Source organism: Rhizobium sp. S96 (genome assembly GCF_030382195.1).
Lineage (GTDB): Bacteria > Pseudomonadota > Alphaproteobacteria > Rhizobiales > Rhizobiaceae > Rhizobium.
In genome coordinates this window covers 621,688-638,471 of the sequence record NZ_JAUDRY010000003.1, presented here as the reverse complement: position 1 = coordinate 638,471, position 16,784 = coordinate 621,688, and the positions used below count along the sequence as shown (strand labels likewise).

Annotated in this window: 18 protein-coding genes; 5 read left to right on the top strand and 13 right to left on the bottom strand. The window is 60.7% G+C overall.

Translation table 11 applies throughout. The features are described from left to right. Positions 1 to 15: 15 nt before the first annotated feature. Positions 16 to 1,407: an amidase gene (locus tag QTL94_RS04140; RefSeq protein ID WP_289800688.1), complete on the top strand. Its 1,392-nt coding sequence runs from the start codon at positions 16 to 18 to the stop codon at positions 1,405 to 1,407. On the opposite strand, the gene QTL94_RS04135 is transcribed toward QTL94_RS04140, so the two are convergent. From QTL94_RS04135 to QTL94_RS04125, 3 genes are all read right to left on the bottom strand, one after another. Beyond that, entirely contained in the window at positions 1,400 to 2,257 is an 858-nt protein-coding gene (locus QTL94_RS04135; protein ID WP_289800687.1) for a C40 family peptidase, read from the bottom strand. The genes QTL94_RS04140 and QTL94_RS04135 overlap by 8 nt on opposite strands. A gap of 10 nt (positions 2,258 to 2,267) precedes the next feature. Then, positions 2,268 to 2,618 carry a MarR family transcriptional regulator gene (locus QTL94_RS04130; protein WP_065691068.1) on the bottom strand — a complete coding sequence of 117 codons (351 nt, stop codon included), beginning with the start codon at positions 2,616 to 2,618 and terminating at the stop codon, positions 2,268 to 2,270. 114 nt (positions 2,619 to 2,732) lie between these two features. Then, complete coding sequence (locus QTL94_RS04125) at positions 2,733 to 4,121, bottom strand: leucyl aminopeptidase family protein (RefSeq protein WP_289800686.1); 1,389 nt, start codon at positions 4,119 to 4,121, stop codon at positions 2,733 to 2,735. A 144-nt stretch (positions 4,122 to 4,265) separates the two neighbouring features. Here QTL94_RS04125 and QTL94_RS04120 point away from each other — a divergent pair, with 144 nt between their 5' ends. Beyond that, positions 4,266 to 5,093: a tetratricopeptide repeat protein gene (locus tag QTL94_RS04120; protein WP_289800685.1), complete on the top strand. Its 828-nt coding sequence runs from the start codon at positions 4,266 to 4,268 to the stop codon at positions 5,091 to 5,093. 5 nt (positions 5,094 to 5,098) lie between these two features. On the opposite strand, the gene QTL94_RS04115 is transcribed toward QTL94_RS04120, so the two are convergent. The 10 genes from QTL94_RS04115 to QTL94_RS04070 all read right to left on the bottom strand — a co-directional run bounded on the left by QTL94_RS04115 (position 5,099) and on the right by QTL94_RS04070 (position 14,650). Continuing rightward, a complete protein-coding gene (locus QTL94_RS04115; RefSeq protein WP_289800684.1) occupies positions 5,099 to 5,731 on the bottom strand; it encodes a LysE family translocator in 633 nt (210 codons plus the stop codon). Positions 5,732 to 5,834: 103 nt separating this feature from the next. Then, the gene (locus QTL94_RS04110) at positions 5,835 to 6,821 is read right to left on the bottom strand and encodes a type II secretion system F family protein (protein WP_289800683.1); all 987 of its coding nucleotides are present in this window, start codon (positions 6,819 to 6,821) and stop codon (positions 5,835 to 5,837) included. 13 nt (positions 6,822 to 6,834) lie between these two features. After that, positions 6,835 to 7,842, bottom strand: coding sequence for a type II secretion system F family protein (locus QTL94_RS04105; RefSeq protein ID WP_289800682.1), 1,008 nt, complete (start codon positions 7,840 to 7,842; stop codon positions 6,835 to 6,837). 4 nt (positions 7,843 to 7,846) lie between these two features. Then, complete coding sequence (locus tag QTL94_RS04100) at positions 7,847 to 9,316, bottom strand: TadA family conjugal transfer-associated ATPase (RefSeq protein ID WP_289800681.1); 1,470 nt, start codon at positions 9,314 to 9,316, stop codon at positions 7,847 to 7,849. A 29-nt stretch (positions 9,317 to 9,345) separates the two neighbouring features. Beyond that, positions 9,346 to 10,623 (bottom strand): CpaE/TadZ family protein, encoded by a 1,278-nt coding sequence (locus QTL94_RS04095; protein ID WP_289800680.1) that lies wholly within the window; start codon positions 10,621 to 10,623, stop codon positions 9,346 to 9,348. 19 nt (positions 10,624 to 10,642) lie between these two features. Next, positions 10,643 to 11,383, bottom strand: a complete 741-nt coding sequence (locus QTL94_RS04090) for a CpaD family pilus assembly protein (RefSeq protein WP_198928691.1) — start codon at positions 11,381 to 11,383, stop codon at positions 10,643 to 10,645. A 17-nt stretch (positions 11,384 to 11,400) separates the two neighbouring features. Continuing rightward, a complete protein-coding gene (locus QTL94_RS04085; RefSeq protein WP_065691060.1) occupies positions 11,401 to 12,906 on the bottom strand; it encodes a type II and III secretion system protein family protein in 1,506 nt (501 codons plus the stop codon). A gap of 11 nt (positions 12,907 to 12,917) precedes the next feature. After that, positions 12,918 to 13,733, bottom strand: coding sequence for a Flp pilus assembly protein CpaB (gene cpaB, locus QTL94_RS04080; protein ID WP_065691059.1), 816 nt, complete (start codon positions 13,731 to 13,733; stop codon positions 12,918 to 12,920). 111 nt (positions 13,734 to 13,844) lie between these two features. After that, positions 13,845 to 14,357: an A24 family peptidase gene (locus QTL94_RS04075; RefSeq protein WP_289800679.1), complete on the bottom strand. Its 513-nt coding sequence runs from the start codon at positions 14,355 to 14,357 to the stop codon at positions 13,845 to 13,847. 104 nt (positions 14,358 to 14,461) lie between these two features. Continuing rightward, positions 14,462 to 14,650 (bottom strand): Flp family type IVb pilin, encoded by a 189-nt coding sequence (locus tag QTL94_RS04070; RefSeq protein ID WP_065691057.1) that lies wholly within the window; start codon positions 14,648 to 14,650, stop codon positions 14,462 to 14,464. Positions 14,651 to 15,052: 402 nt separating this feature from the next. Between QTL94_RS04070 and QTL94_RS04065 the strand changes: the two genes are divergently transcribed. The 3 genes from QTL94_RS04065 (at position 15,053) to QTL94_RS04055 (ending at position 16,770) form a co-directional block, all read left to right on the top strand. Continuing rightward, complete coding sequence (locus QTL94_RS04065) at positions 15,053 to 15,472, top strand: pilus assembly protein N-terminal domain-containing protein (RefSeq protein ID WP_065691056.1); 420 nt, start codon at positions 15,053 to 15,055, stop codon at positions 15,470 to 15,472. Positions 15,473 to 15,577: 105 nt separating this feature from the next. Further along, positions 15,578 to 16,195 (top strand): TadE/TadG family type IV pilus assembly protein, encoded by a 618-nt coding sequence (locus tag QTL94_RS04060; RefSeq protein ID WP_502944097.1) that lies wholly within the window; start codon positions 15,578 to 15,580, stop codon positions 16,193 to 16,195. Next, the gene (locus tag QTL94_RS04055) at positions 16,195 to 16,770 is read left to right on the top strand and encodes a TadE/TadG family type IV pilus assembly protein (protein ID WP_289800678.1); all 576 of its coding nucleotides are present in this window, start codon (positions 16,195 to 16,197) and stop codon (positions 16,768 to 16,770) included. Before QTL94_RS04060 ends, QTL94_RS04055 begins: the two co-directional genes overlap by 1 nt. Positions 16,771 to 16,784 lie beyond the last annotated feature (14 nt).

Sequence of the window (16,784 nt, the reverse complement as noted above, 5' to 3'; positions counted from 1 at the left end):
GAAAGATATAGCGCCATGACCGAAACCGATCTGACCATTCGCGAGCTGAGGCAGCGCTTTGCAGCGAAGACGCTCTCACCCCTGGAGTATTGGCTGGCGCTGGAACGTCATATCGAAGCCTGGGAGCCCTCCATCTGCGCGCTCTACGCCTATGATCCGGAGGCCGCGCGCAGGCAGGCGCAGGCATCGACAGATCGCTGGATGAACGGTGAGACCCTCGGGATACTTGATGGCATCCCCACAACGTTGAAGGAACTCATTGCCACCAAGGGCCAACCGGTCCCGCTCGGAACGAAGGCGGTGGAACTCACCCCTGCCGTAGAGGACGCCCCCGCCGCCGCCCGGCTGCGCGAGGACGGTGCGGTTATCTTCGCGAAAACCACCTGCCCAGACTACGGCATGCTGTCGTCGGGACTGTCGAGCTTCCATCATCTGAGCCGGAATCCCTGGAATACGAGCCAGAATCCGGGCGGCTCCAGCGCGGGTGCATCAGCCGCAGCTGCAGCCGGCTATGGACCGCTGCATATCGGAACCGACATCGGCGGCTCCGTCCGTCTTCCCGCAGGCTGGACCGGCGTCTTCGGGTTCAAGCCGAGCCATGGCCGCATCCCGGTCGACCCCTATTATGTCGGTCGCTGCGCCGGCCCGATGACGCGAACGGTCGATGACGCCGCGTTTGGCATGGCGACGCTGTCGCGCCCCGACTGGCGGGACGGAACCAGCCTGCCGCCGAACGATCTCGATTGGACCGATCTGGATATCGACGTTCGCGGGTTGAAGATCGGCCTGATGCTGGATGCCGGTTGCGGTCTCGCGGTCGATGAAGAGGTGTTGGGCGCGGTGGAGGCAGCCGCGCGGCGCTTCGAACAGGCCGGTGCGATCGTAATCCCGGTGAAGCCGGTTCTGACGCGTGCCATGCTTGACGGCCTCGACAGTTTCTGGCGGGCCCGCTTCTGGGGCGATATCGAGACCCTCAGCGAGGAGCGTCGCGACAGCATTCTTCCCTATATCCACGAATGGGCAAAGGGCGGTGCGCATGTCAGCGGCGTCGATGCCGTAAGGGGCTTCAACCAGACGATCGAGATGCGCAAGACCTGCGGTCGCCTGTTCACGCAGGTCGATGCCGTGTTGTCGCCGACCAACCCCATCGTTTCCTATCCGGCCGAATGGGCATCGCCGACCAATGACCCGGCGCTACCGTTCGAGCACATCTGTTTCACCGTCCCCTGGAACATGTCGGAGCAGCCGGCCTCCTCGATCAACTGCGGATTTTCGAAATCCGGCATGCCGATCGGCCTGCAGATCGTCGGCCCGCGATTTGACGACATGCGGGTTCTGAGATTGTCCAAGGCTTTCGAGGATTGGACGGGCGGCGTCACATCCTGGCCCAAGCCGCCCGTCAGATGACAGGACGGCGATAGCCGGTGGGCTGCTCGTAAAGCCAGCCGATCCGTTTGATGGCGGCCTCGAAATTCTCTCTCGCGACCGTCATCGTGTGGCCATTGGCATGAACGATCGTTTCAGGATCCTCCATGGCTGCGACATGACCTTTCCAGAACACCAGATCGCCACGACGCAGCTCTGCGCGATCGATCGGCTCGCCAAGGCCGGCTGCCTGCATGTCGGTGTCGCGTGGAGCTGACCGGCCCGCCATCAGCATCGAAAGCTGGACGAGGCCGGAACAATCGATCCCAAGCCCGGAGCGGCCGCCCCAGAGATAAGGCGTCTCCAGAAAGCGGATGGCGATATCGACATAGTCGCGGCGGCTGCCGGCGCCGATCGGTTCGACGTGCTTGGCGAAAATCGCGGTGCCATCCTCGAGCATTGCGTAATGGTTGCCGCGCGTCTCTGCCTCGCCGACGATCCTGACGCGGCTCCCCATGGAAAGGATCGCATTGTACGGCTTGCGAAGCTCCGGCTCGCGATAGAGAAAGGTGCGTTGAACCGTCACGATATGTGTGGGTGCCTGATCGTCGTCGACCAGCGCGCTTTCCGGCACGTAGCCCACATAGCCGTCCGAGGTGGCCTTGACCCAGCACCAGCCATCGGCACGGTCGAAAACCGTGACATCCTCACCGAGCAGCAACTCGGTATCGATGCCGAGCGCGAGGTCAGGTTTCGCACGCAAGCCGATCACAGGCACGGCAACGCGGGCGGGCTTTCCATCCACGAAGCGCAGCGCTTCGACCTTGCCTTGCAGGCCAGCTTCGGCGAGGTCGGGCCGGTACGCATGCAAGCGGCGATCGAGCAGTGTCATGTCATTCCTCTCAAGGTGATTGGCGGCGGCCATGTTCGCGAACGAGGTCGCCGAGCTTCTCCAGATAGAGCGCGCCGCCCACGGTCCGCTTTATCACCACGTTGCGCCGGTCGCGTTCGTCTCGCACGCGATCGACAAGGCCCATCTCGCCCATCGTATCGAGCGCTCTCGTGATCACCGGCTTTGTCACATTCAATTCGGCTGCCAGCCCACGCACGGTATGCGGCGGCGGCACCAGATAGATATGCAGCAAGATCGCCAGCTGGCGCAACGTCAAATCGCGCTCGTCGTGGCGCACCTGGTCCAGCGTCACGCCGTGCCAAAGTCCCAGCGCCTGCGAAGCAGTCAATTCGATCGGCACGGATCCTCCGGAACATCGTTACGCCTGCGTTCCATTTTCCGGCAGCCGGTCAACCGACGCAATGGGGACGGCAACCATGCCGTCCCGCAAAGTGAATAAAATTTTAACGACCGTTCAGCGAACGCTTTCTCGAATGTGGTGATAGAGCGCACGGATCGCCTGCGCCTCGCCGCCGCCTGGCGAATGTGGCCGTTCCGACGGTGCCCAGCCATAGATGTCGAAATGCGCCCAATGGCGGGTGTTGCTGACGAAACGCTTGAGGAACAAGGCTGCGGTAATCGCACCGGCCATGCCGCCCGCGGGGGCGTTGGTGATATCGGCGAACTTCGCGCGGATGTCCTTTTCGTAGCCGGCGTAGAGCGGCAGCCGCCACAGCGGATCGTCGGTTTCGAGGCTTGCTTCCATCAGGTCCTGCGCGAGATCCGCATCGTCGGTAAAGAACGGCGGAAGGTCAGGGCCGAGCGCCACGCGCGCAGCTCCCGTCAGTGTCGCCATGTCGATGAGTAAGTCCGGCGCATCCTCGTCCGCATAGGCCAGCGCATCCGCAAGGATCAGGCGGCCTTCGGCGTCGGTATTGTCGATCTGTACGGTCAGTCCCTTGCGGCTCTTGTAGATGTCGCCCGGACGGAAGGCGTTCGACGAGATCGAGTTCTCGACGACGGGAACGATAACGCGCAGATCGACCTTGAGCTTCGCGTCCATGATCATCAGCGCGAGGCCCATGACGTTTGCAGCACCACCCATGTCCTTCTTCATAAGGAGCATCGAGGAGGCGGGCTTGATGTCGAGGCCGCCGGTGTCGAAGCAGACACCTTTGCCGACCAGCGTAATCTTGCGGTGACCTTTCTTGCCCCAGCGCAGTTCCAAGAGCCGTGGCGCATCGGCGCTGGCGCGGCCGACGGTGTGTACCAACGGAAAGTTCTGACGCAGGTCGTCGCCGCTGATGACCGAGATTTCCGCCTTGTAGTGGGCGGCGAGACCACGGAACGCAGCCTCCAGTTCGTTTGGCCCCATGTCGTTGGTCGGCGTATTGATCAGGTCGCGTGCGAGGAAGACGCCGGCAAGCTGCCGCTTGATATCGTTCGCATCGGCATCACGCGGGATCATCAGCGTCGCGGCAGGCGATTTCTCGGACTTGTATCTGTCGAAGCGATAGCTGCCCAGACCGAAGCCGAGCGAGAGCCGGTTCGCGGTCAAGGGTGCCGTCTCGATGTGCCAATCGCCGGCGGGCAGGGAGCGGGCCAGCTTGCCGGTGATATAGGGGTGCTCCGAAGGGTTGGTGCCGAGGCCGAAGAGCGCGCCGCCGAGATGCCCCTCCGATGTGGGGATGAGGAGGAGCGAACCGCTCTCCGCCTTGAAGCCCGCCTTTTTTGCCCAATCCAGTGCGATCGGATCGATCGTTCCGGTCTCGATGTGGGCCGGCGTGATGGCGAAGATCGGCAGCGTGGAGCCGCCTTTGGTATTGAAGGGGGTCGGTCTCTCGATGAACTGATAGGGGGCCATGATTTTCCTTCGGGGGGCGTCCGGGAATCGCTTTTTAACGGTATGTTAGGGTTAACAGACTATTGCTGGAGTGAAGATTGCGTCAAAGCCTTTCCTTGTTTCGCTTTGAGGTCCGGCGCCGGTATCGGATTCCAGGGAAGCGCCATGCCCGTTTCGGCAAAGACACCATTCACCAACCGAGTTCTCCATGCGGCCGCAGCGGCATTCGTCGTCATCGCGCTCTCCGGCTGCTCGACAACGAAGGACCGCATGACGACCGGTTCGGTCCCGAAATTCAGCAAGCCGATCGAATCGATGAACGAGGCAGAGGTGCGCAGCGCCACCGAAACCGCCGGCCAGCTCTACGAAAAGAACCCCCACGATCCGGTGAACGGCGTCAACTATGCCAATCTCCTGCGCATGGCAGGGCGCGACGCTCAGGCTCTTGCGGTCATGCAGCAGGTGGCAATCGCCAATCCAAGCGATCGCAACGTCCTGGCCGCCTACGGCAAGGCCCAGGCGGCCGCGGGCCAGCTACAGCAGGCGCTTGACACCATCGGTCGCGCACAGACGCCTGATCGCCCCGATTGGAAATTGGTATCGGCGGAGGGCGCAATCCTCGACCAGCTCGGCCGCTCCGACGAGGCGCGTCAACGTTATCGAAGCGCTCTCGATATCCAGCCGAACGACCCGTCGATCCTGTCGAACCTCGGCATGTCCTATGTGCTGACGGGTGATCTGCGCACCGCGGAGACCTATCTTCGCCAGGCAGCCGGCCTTCCACAGGCAGACAGCCGCGTTCGCCAGAACCTCGCGCTGGTCGTTGGATTGCAGGGACGGTTCCCCGAGGCTGAACAGATCGCGCGCCGCGAGTTGTCGCAGCAACAGGCCGATGCCAACGTTGCTTATCTGCGCTCCATGCTATCGCAGCAGAATTCATGGCAGAAGCTCGCCGCGAAGGATTCCGGCAACGCAAACACCGGCACGAACTGACTGCTTTATCGCCCCGTCACGCCGGACACGACCAGCTCCAGCCCAAGTCCGGCCATGACTGCACCGGCCGTCCGGTCGATCCAAGCTTTGGTAGCTAGGTAGATCTGGCGCGGATGGTGGGCGGAAAACGCCAGCGCGACGATCGTGTACCATCCCGCCTCCACCGCGAAGACGCCCAATGGCAGGGTCAGCATCAACCCGACAGGGACGGTCTTGGGAAGCAGCGCCGCGAAGATACCGGCATAGACGATGATGGTTTTTGGGTTGCTGACCTGCGTCAGCAGCGCGGTCGCAAAGCTGCGGGCCGGCGCGCTGCCGTCCCGGTGCGTTTCGCCGATATCGAGTGTCTCGGTCGCGCTGCGCCAGATTTTCAGTGCGATCCAAACGAGATAGGCGCCACCTGCCAGTTTGAGGCCGATATAGAGCCATTCGAACTGCGAAAGCAGTGCGGTAAGCCCAGCCAGCGCCAGTATGCTGAAGAAGGCGCCCCCGATACCCATGCCGAATGCGGCGGCAAGGCCGTCGACCCGCGAGCGCGACACCGCGATCCGGGAGACGAGGACGAAGCTTGGCCCCGGGCTCATCGCGCCGATGGACAAAGCGGCGATGATGCTCAGGAAAATGCTAGCGGAAGACATCGGCGGCTCCATCGTCGTGGGATTGCGCGGGAGAACCTGCGTCTCACACTTCGCAATGGCCGTCTACTGCCGAGGCCGCGATTTGGGTTTGGGCGAGCTTCGCCTAGAACTTGTCGGAGACCTGAATGCCGGCCGGTCCCAGGATGACCGCGACGAGAACGGGCAGGAAGAACAGGATCATCGGAACGGTGAGCTTCGGGGGCAGAGCGGCTGCCTTTTTCTCGGCGTCGTTCATTCGCTCATCGCGACCTTCCTGTGCGAGCACGCGCAACGCCTGGGAAACCGGCGTTCCGTAGCGGTCGGCCTGGATCAGGGCCTGCGTCACCGACTGCACCAGCGGGATCTGCGTGCGGGTGCCGAGATTTTCAAGCGCGACGCGGCGATCCGGCAGGAATGAGAGCTCCGCGGTCGTCAGCACCATTTCTTCCGCGAGCGGTGGAGACGCCTCGCCAAGCTCCTCCGACACGCGGCGCATCGCGGCTTCGATCGAAATGCCCGATTCGACGCAGATCAGCATCAGGTCGAGTGCATCCGGCCAGGCGCGCTTGATTGAATGCTGCCGCTTCGACATGCGGTTGGAGATGAAGATGTTTGGCGAGTAGAAGCCGACATAGGCGAAGCAGAACGTCAGCAGGAAACGAATTGGCGTCGGCTTGTCCGCGAGGTGGTCGAGACCGAAGACCCAGAACGTCGCCAGGCCGAAGAAGACGAAGGGCAGCACGAAACGGGCCACCAGAAAGGTGTTCAGCGCGTTCTCCGAGCGAAAGCCGGCGGCGCGCAGCTTGTTCATCGTATTTTCGTCGACAAGCGCTTCACGAAGATTGAAGCGTTCGACGATCTGGCGGACAGACCGGTTATTCTGCGTGCGGAGCGATGCCCGGCCGCCGCCCGCCTCGCTGTTCATGCGGGCGCGCTCGCGGATACGCAACTGTTCCCGCTCCGTGGATACCGCCTTCATGCGCTTGACCAGATCGCCGCGTTCGAAAAACGGAACAGCAAGGGTATATAGGCTTGCAAACACTGCGATCGCGACGAGCACGGCAATCAGCATCGATGGGTCGGTCAGCTTGCTCGCCAGATCGGATGACATCGCATTTCCTTCGCTAAATGTCGAAATTGACCATGTTGCGCATGACGAGGATGCCGATGGACATCCATACCGCAGACACGCCCATGATGAGGTGACCGCGCGGATCGGTGAAAAGGATCATCATGTATTGCGGCGACGTCAGATAGACGAGCGTCGCGACGATGAAGGGCAGCGCCCCGATGATAACGGCGGATGCCTTGGCTTCCATCGACAGCGCCTTGACCTTGGCCTTCATCTTCTTTCGTTCGCGCAGGACCTTCGCCAGGTTGCCGATCGCTTCGGACAGATTGCCGCCCGCCTGCGACTGGATGGCGATGACGATCGAAAAGAAGCTCACTTCCTGCAGCGGCATGTGATTGACCATGCGCGCACAGGCATCCGGTACGCTGAGGCCGACCTGTTGTGACTCGACCACCCTGCGGAACTCGCCCTTTACCGGTTCCTTGCCTTCGTTCGCGATCAATCGGATCGCGTCGTTCAGCGGCAGGCCGGATTTGATGGAGCGGACGATGACGTCGAGCGCGTTCGGAAATTCGTCGAGAAACTTGTTCTGACGCCGTTTGATCAGGAAGCCCAGAACCCAGCGCGGCAGCCCGAGCCCAGCGGTAATCGGCGCACCGAGCACGACCATCAGCGGCGCGTTGGCGAGGAACGCGACAAACATCAGAACCACCGCGAAGATCGCACTGAACATGTAGAACCGCCCGGGCGTGATCGACAGGCCCGCCTGCGTCAGCCGGGATTTCAGCGTCAGTTTCTTCTTCGCGTTTTCCTGTTGCCGCTTTTCGAGGTCTTTGAGATTATCCTGCACCGACTTGCGGCGCTTCGACATCTCCTGCACGCGGTCGCGCGCGGCCTTGATGTTGGCCTTGTCCTTCTCCGCGGAGGCAACACGGTTGACGCGACTGGCGGCCTTCTTTTCCGTCTCCATCCTGGAAAACAGCAGCCCATAGCACACCGCGCCGGCAGAGACGGCTGCGAGCGCGATGATGGCGAGCACTGTCGGATCGAGACCAAACATTTTACTAATCCTTCGACTTCGCTTCCATTTCGTCGAGTGCAGCGGCGAGCCGCTTGTCCTCGTTGAAATAGCGGGCGCGATCCCAGAAATGCGGCTTGCCGATCCCGGTTGACTTGTGCCGACCGATGATGCGGCCGGAAGCGTCCTCACCTTCGATCTCGTAGCGCATCAGGTCCTGCGTGATGATCACATCGCCTTCCATGCCGATGACTTCGGTAATCTGGGTGATACGGCGGGAGCCGTCGCGAAGACGCGCGGCCTGAACGACGATATCGACGGAGCTAGCGATAATCTCGCGCACGGTCTTTGCCGGCAGTGTGAACCCGCCCATGGCGATCATCGATTCGATACGGCTGAGGCATTCGCGCGGCGAGTTCGAGTGGATGGTGCCCATCGAGCCGTCGTGACCGGTGTTCATCGCCTGCAGCAGGTCGAACACCTCAGGTCCGCGCACTTCGCCGACGATGATGCGTTCAGGGCGCATACGCAGGCAGTTCTTGACGAGATCGCGCATGGTGATCTCGCCTTCGCCTTCGATGTTCGGCGGACGTGTTTCGAGACGCACCACATGCGGCTGCTGCAGCTGGAGTTCGGCGGTGTCCTCGCAGGTGATGACGCGTTCGTCGCGGTCGATGAAGTTGGTGAGGCAGTTCAGAAGCGTCGTCTTGCCGGAGCCGGTACCGCCGGAGATGACGATGTTGCAGCGAACGCGACCAATGATCTGCAGCAGCGTCGCGCCCTCCGGCGTGATCGCGCCGAAGCGCACCAGCTGGTCGAGCGTCAGCTTGTCCTTCTTGAACTTACGGATGGTAAGGGCGGGACCGTCGATCGCCAGCGGCGGCGCGATGACGTTGACACGCGAGCCGTCAGGCAGGCGTGCGTCGCAGATCGGGCTCGATTCATCGACACGACGGCCGACCTGGCTGACGATGCGCTGGCAGATCGAAAGCAGCTGCGAGTTGTCGCGGAAGCGGATTTCGGATTCGATCGTCTTGCCGCCGACTTCGATGAAGGTCTGGCCTGCGCCATTGACCATGATATCGGCGATATCATCGCGCGCGAGCAGCGGTTCCAGAGGTCCATAACCGAGAACGTCGTTGCAGATGTCATCGAGCAGTTCTTCCTGCTCGGAAATCGACATCGCGAAGTTCTTGATGGTGATGATGTCGTTGACGATGTCGCGAATTTCTTCGCGCGCGCTTTCTCCGTCGAGCTTGGCAAGCTGCGAAAGATCGATCGTGTCGATCAGCGCGGAAAAGACCTGTGCCTTGGTGTCGTAATATTCTTCGGTGCGTGCCGGTCGCTTGCGCTGCGGCGTTTGCATCGGCGGAGCCGCAACCTGCTGACGCGCGGGCTCGCGCTGCGGCTCGACCAGAACCGGATCCGATGGAGTGGACGGCCGCGCAACGGGCGGCGGCGGCGCTATGACGCCGCCTGCCTTGCCCGATCCTTCGTTTCCGCGTTTTCCGAACATGCCTTATTCCAATCCACTCTTGGCGGGTGTCACTTGCGCTTCAACAGACCGAGCAGGCCGCCCTTCTTGGCTTTTTTCACGGCAATTCGGCCGGTGACGATATGCGAGATCTGCGAGAATGTTTCGGCCGTGGGCGACTTCGGATCCATCTCCGAAATCATGCGGCCGCTATTGGCCGCCGTGCCGAAGAGATTGATATCGAACGGGATGATCGCGATCGGCTCGATCTCAAGCGGCTCGCAGAAATCGGACGGGGTGATTTCCGGCCGCTTCGGCATCCCAACCTGATTGAGAATGAGATGAGGCGCCTTGTCGTTGGGTCGGATCTTGCGCAGGGCATCGATCATGTTCTTGGCGTTGCGTAGGTTGGCGAGATCGGGCGCCGCACAGATCACGACCTCATCGACGCTGGACAGAACCGAACGTGTCCACTCGGACCAGGTGTGCGGGATATCGAGCACCGTCATCGGGGCGCTTCGCTGCAGAACCTCGAGCACAGGCTGGAAGGCTTGCCCCTCGAAATCGTAGGCGCGGTCAAGAAGCGACGGTGCTGCCAGCAGGGACAAATGCTCCGAGCACTTGGTCAGCAGGCGGTCGAGGAAGACTTCATCCAAGCGATCGGGCGCATAGACTGCTTCCGCGATCCCTTGCGTCGGGTCCTGATCGAAATCGATGTTGGCGGTACCGTAAGGCAGGTCGAGATCGGCGAGGATTGTTTCCGTAGAAAACAGGCGAGAGATGCCGAAGGCGCAGTTGTGGGCGATCGTCGAGGAGCCGACGCCGCCTTTTGCGCCGATGAAGGCGACGCTGCGGCCGAGTGGCTCCGCATCCGGATCCACGAATATGCTCGCCATCGCCATCATGATGTCGGGCATGCTCACGGGCTGGACCATATATTCGGAAATCCCGTTCCGGATCAGCTCGCGATAGAGCGCGATGTCGTTGTAGTAGCCAATCACGACAACCTTTGTGGAAGGGTCGCAGACGGCCGCCAGCGGCGCGAGCTCGCTGAGCAGGTTTGCCGCACCGCTCTTTGTTTCGAGGATGATCAGGTTCGGCGTCGGCGCGCTGGCAAACATGTTGGCTGCCGCTGCAATCCCGCCGCTGGTGATGCGCAGGCCGACCTTTGACATCCGCCGGTCGTTGCTGCAGCGTTCCATGACCCGCTGCAGATCTTCGCTTTCGCAGAAGGCATGGACGGAAATGCGTGGCAGCGGACGCATGCCTTCGAGTTCGGCCATACGTACCGCATCCTCGGCATTGCGAAGTTCGGTGGTATTCCTGATTTCGTATTCGACCGTACTCATCGTGAAATCCTAACCTGAATCAGAAGCTGCCCGAGCCGCTCGAGCTGCTGGAAGAGTCGGAGATCGTTGTTGTCCGCTCGCGATATTCCTTGATGGCGGCGTTGCGGCGGGCGGCGTCGATTGGCGTCATTCCGCGCGGTGCGACCAGGTCTTCCGGGTTGGCAACCTGGGCTGCGAGGTTGTTCTGCGTCGCGCAGCCGAAGTTGTAGTAGTTCTGGTTGGTGAAGTCGTTGATCATGTCTCTCGGCCACTGGCCGCATTGCGACGTCATCGCGGTGGTACCAACAAAGCTCAGGCGGATTGGGGCAGCGTCACCGGCTCCGGCGGCGCCATAGGCGCTGTTGACGATCTTGGAGCTCGCGATCCCACGTGCGGAAAGCTCGGCGCGAACCTGGCCGCGCAACTGGCGGGCGGCCACCGCATTGGGCGATCCTTCCGGCGTCAGAAGGTAGACAGGGCCGGTTGCCCTGGATGCGTAGTTCTGTGCAAAGCCACGGATCATGTCGCGCTGTGCGATGTTGAGCCGGCGATCGGTCGATGCAATGGGGATATCGACGGTTTGCTCGGCTTCGGTGACCACGATCGGGTGACGCTGGCGATAGTCGTCAGGGATACCCCCTGTGGTAAGGTCGTCGCGCGAGGCGCAGCCTGAGAGGACGGCGACCGCAATCGCTGACATCGTCACCAGCGCCCTGGAAAGGCGGCGCTTCTTCGGGGCGAACGTATCGTGGGCCATCGGCTCGTCTCGCATATGTGCCATTGCTGATCCCGCTTTGATCATTTGTAGATGAACCCGATAGAGCCGTGGAATTGCGCGTCCGCCACCGGGGTCTGCCGACCGCCGTAGACTTTGTTGACGCGGTTGAGGAGGAAGGCCGCACCGTCGTTTTCCGGGCTGAAGTTGTCATCCGGGCGGTTCAGCTGATTGCGCGCGACCGGCCGAACCAGATAGGGCGTCGCGATGATGACAAGCTCGGTTTCGTCGCGCTCTACCGTTCTCTGGCGGAACAACGTGCCGAGTAGCGGGATCTTGTTGACGCCGGGCGTTCCGTTCGACGTCTGGGAGACGTTGTCGCGGATGAGGCCGGCAAGCGCGATGGAACCGCCGGAAGGAAGTTCGACGGAGGTCTCGGCCGATCGACGTTGATAGGTCGGCGTCGAACCGGAGACCGAGGGTGCCGGCTCCGATACGTTCGTCTTGATCTCGAGGCTGATGCGCCCGGAGGATAGCACGACGGGTTTGAAGGCAAGGTTGATACCGTAGTCATACGGAACGATCGTGACGTTGCCGTCATTGTCGGTCGTTGAGTACAAGACCTGTCCACCTGAGTTGAATGTTGCGGCCTGGCCGGAGATCGCAGTCAGGGTCGGCTCGGCCAGCGTCTTGACGACCTTTGCCTGCTCCAATGCGCTCAGATAGGTCGAGATATCATATTTGCCGATCGAGCTCTTGAAGAGTGCAGCCAAGCCGCCTCCCACCACCGCAGAGGCTGTGTCCGCACTCGGTGTGCCGAGCTGGGCCACGTTAAGACCGCTGGAATTCGAAACCAGATTGTTGAAGCCAAGCTGCTTGAGAACCTCGCGGCGAACCTCCGCGATCGTCACCTTCAGCGTAACCTGATCTTCTCCCTGGATTTGCAGCAGATTGACGACCTGGGATGTCTGGCGGCCTTCGGCGAACAGGGCAACATCGCCGCCGCCGGAGGCACCGCTAGCCGTTTCGGTACGCGTCGTTGCTTCCCCGCCCTTCAGGAACACTTGTGCGAGATCCGCCGCCTGTGCTGCGTCCTGGGGTGTGCGCACGGTGCCTGTCAGTACGATGTTGTCCGAGACGATTTCCACGTTGATGGCGGAATCTGGGATGAACCGCTGCAGGTTCCGCTGCAGACCGGCAACATCTCGTTCGATCTCAATATCGAGGCTGACGATCTGCTGCCCGTCAGCGCCGAAGATGAAGATGTTCGTCTGTCCGACCGTCTTGCCGAAGAGGTAGATGCGTCGCGACGAGCGGGTGACGGCGTCGGCCATCGACGGGTCGGAGACGAGAATGTCATGGGCATCGACGGGCAGGTCGACAACGATTGCCTTCTTCAGCCCCAGCTTGAGGCTGCGATGCGCGCCCGGGCCGGTCTGGTTGATGCTGACGATGCCGTCGGAGCTGGCACGCGCCTCTCGCACCCCGATAGCAGAGTCGAGAAAGCCCGGCGTTGCGCCGGTGACGCCGATCGCAAAGGAAAGGCAGCCTGCCATCAAGGGCTTCATGTGCCGTTTCGAGTTGCCCATTTCCGCTTCCTTTACTCGGCCTTCGGCGCGTTGCTGCTGTCTGAAACGATCGCGCCGGACTTGATGACCTGGACGATGGCGCTGCCGTTGTCGCCGCTCAGGAGGTAGTCCGCTGCGTTGGTGTCCTGCTCCCGGGCGTCTGCAACGGAACGGAGCGCGAGCGAGAGGCGGTCCGCCATTTGCTGAGCAACGGCGAGCACCTTGGTCTGGTCGGGCGTCAATTCGAGCGTGGCAGTGGTGCCGACAACAGTTTTCGAACCGTCGTCCTTTTCCTGGATCTGCTGGTCGATCGCGAGCACGCGCACGTTGCCGAGGACGGTCTCGGTCAAGTACTTGTCGCCCGTCTTGGCCTTGCGAACCATGATGACGTCGACGCGGTCGTTGGGGAGAATGAAGCCGCCGGCGCCGGTTGCGACCGAGATTTCGGTTGCAACGGCGCGCTTCCCGGTGGGCAGCAGCGATGACATGATGCGGCTGTTGGAATCCGCGATCTTTTCCGCGCGGATCGGCTCGCCTTCGAAGATCGGCAGGCGCACAACCGCTCCCTGCATGTCCTTGATGGCGTCGGGCTTGTCCGCTTCGGTTATGAAGCCCTGTACGACCCCGCCTTGCGGCCAGGGCATCCAGTGGACCGCCTTGTCGTCAAGCCGGGCGCCGACGGGAAGATTCGCTCCCGAAACCAGAACATTGACCGTAGGCTCGCGTTCGACGACCGATTGCACCTGGGTCACGACGGAGCCACGTCCCGCGAGGCTCATGGCGAGCACGCCGGCCAAGCCTGCCGCGGCAACGGCCACTCCAAGTATCAAGAGACGGGCGGGTTTCATCGATGGTTCCTCGGGGATTCGAGATATTCGCCCCGGAGAATGGCCCGCAATTGGTATAATTATAGTTAATGAAAGGCTTCGATTTTAGGTTAATGGAGGTTTAACTTGCTTCTATTTCAGGCCGTGAAGCACAGCCAGGAACAACGGGCTCGATGGGAACGCCATGAAGCCGCCGATTGCAATCGCGATTCCGTATGGAATTTTCTTCGCGAGCAGAATCGAGTTGGGGATCGGCAAACCGATCGCCAGGATGCTGTTTGCCTGGGCGCGTATGATCAGAATAGCTAAGGTCGTAGCGCCGCCCATGATGCCGACATAAGCCAGAAACTCGACAAGCGATGGATTGAGACCGAACCAGAGCGATGCGGCGGTCAGCAGCTTGGCGTCTCCGCCACCCATCGTATTGGTCGCGAACAGGGCGAAGCACACCGCAAAGACAGCGAGCGCTCCAGCCAGATGGAGGCCGATCTCGGGAAGGGTGAGCCCAACGAGTGGAGCAAGTGCGCAGAAGGAAAGGATAAGGATGATCGATATCCGGTTGGGGATCGTCATCGTAAACAGGTCGGAGAACGCCGCAATGGCGAGGCACAAGGGGAAGACCACGAAGACTGCTGCTGCGATCATTGTACCACGATCCTCAAGACAAAAAGGCTCACCGCGCTTGCGAGTGAGCCCATGTTTTTGACCAGACGTTTGCACGCCTGGTCGCACATCATGCGAAGATGAAATCAGCTGCCGGTCGTGGTGACAGCGCTGTCCATCTTCGTCGACAGACCAGAGAATACCTGGTTCAGTTTGCCGCCGAGGGCGGTTGCGCCGGTGATGAGCGCCACGGAAATGAGCGCTGCGATCAGGCCGTATTCAATTGCGGTCGCGCCGGATTCGTCCTTGAGAAAACGGCTTACAAGCTTGGTCATGATAACTCCTAACTCCAGTTGATGTTCAGCACGTCCGCCAACTGTTTGCCGTTGATCGGATGGACACAACCTAGCGAACCCCGCTTTCCATCAACTTAAAGAATTGGGTTACCAATGCGTAAACGCGAGCGGCCGATGATCTATGGTAAGTATCGCTAATACGAAATGCAGAAAAATTTAAATATCCACCGATCATCTTTACTGCTGGGTGTGTCGGAATGCTTCATCGCGGCCGGATAGTTGCTTCACTATAGAGCGGCGGTCCGCTTTCGCCTCCATAAGGTGTTCCGATATGAAGCGTAGCGATCCATTCACGTACATATTGGAGCGAGGTTAAATCTTCATTCACCATTTTTTTCCATGCTGAGACGAAGTCCCGTTGAAATCGTGAAAGAGAACTGAATGTCATCGAGCGGCAAAAGGGTATTCCTCGCCGGCATTGTTGCCGCCCTCGGCTTTTGCGACGCTGCCATGGCGCAGCAGGATATGCTTCGCGTCTATATGGATCAGGCACGTGTGCTGAAGCTCGATCGACCGGTCAGCAAGGTCATCGTCGGTAATGCCAAGGTTGCCGATGCCACGGTAGCCGACGCCAAGACGATCGTTCTCACGGGACGCAGTTTCGGCAGCACCAATCTCGTTTTGCTTGATGCGGATGGAAATGCGATCCTGGACGAAAGTATCCTGGTGTCGATCGATGAGGCGAACACTGTCCGTGTGTTCCGCCAGACTGAACGAACGGTTCTGTCGTGCACGCCGAATTGCGAACAGCACAGCGCACCAACCAACGAAGCGACTTCGGGCAGCACCGCGAGCCCCTGAGAGTATATATTGGCCGCCTTCGTTAAACTTCTGAGCCGGCTTGAAACGGAAAATCAACGATCGCGCATTAAGAGTGCGTGATCGAAGCTGTCTCGGGTGCGGGCCATGATGAAAATGGATCAAGCAGCGGAAGCGGCCGACCGGCGCAAATGCAAACGACGGTGGCCAATTGCCGCTTTGGCGCGTTCCCGCGATGGATCGGCTGCCATCGAGTTTGCACTCCTCGCAATTCCGTATTTTCTGGTGATCTTCGCGATCATCGAAACCTTCATTGCCTTCGCGGGCGAGGAGCTTGTCTCCAACGCAGTGGATACGCTGAGCCGCAAGATACGAACCGGCCAGATTACGCTGGCCAACACCGACCGCACAGCGTTCCGGACTGCCCTGTGCAATGAGATATCCATCCTGATCAAGTGCTCCACCACGGAAGCTGCGACACCCGACAAGCTCTATGTGGACGTGCAGAAGTTCTCGACCTTCGCCGCGATCCCGACAACGATTCCCAGGGTCTCGACGGCCGCATATGCCGATATCAACACCTCGAGCTTTCAGTATGCGCCAGGGGGACCCGGAACCATCAACATGGTGCGTGCCTACTATCGTTGGCAGATCATGACTGACCTTATTCGTCCCTATATCTCGAGCGTTCGACCGGCCGATGGTTCGGCGTCCTATTTCCTGATTGTCGCAACGGCGGCTTTCCAGAACGAGCAGTATCCGTGATGGCGGCCGACGGTACACTCATCCGACTGCGATCATTGCTCCGGCGCCTCTACCGGGACGAAAAGGGTGTCGGCGCGATCGAGTTCGCCATCCTCTTTCCGATTCTCGTCATGCTTTACGTTGGCGCGTTCGAGATCACGATTGGCCTTAGCATGAGCAAGCGCGCGACACGCGCGGCGGGTGCTATTGCCGATATCGTAACGCAGCAGCAGAACGTGACGAAGTCGTCGCTTGCGGACATGCCGTCCGTCGCGAGCGCCGTTTTTGTTCCCTACAGCACGACCGGCATGACGGTTAAAATTACGGGCATCACCATCGACGCGTCGGCCAATCCGACCGTCACATGGTCCTGGGCGCAGGACAATTCTCGCCCCTATACGGTCAATTCCGCCGTGACCGTTCCCACCGACATGAAGAAGGCCAGCAGCTTCCTCATTCGCACGGAGTTGACCGTGCCCTACCAGCTGTTCCTGTTCGCTCCGAATCTGATGCCGAACTCCAGCACGATCACGATCAGCCGGACCTATTTCTATCGCCAGCGCCAGGGCGACAACGTTCTCTGCGGCGACTGCTGAGTCTCGCGCGAACA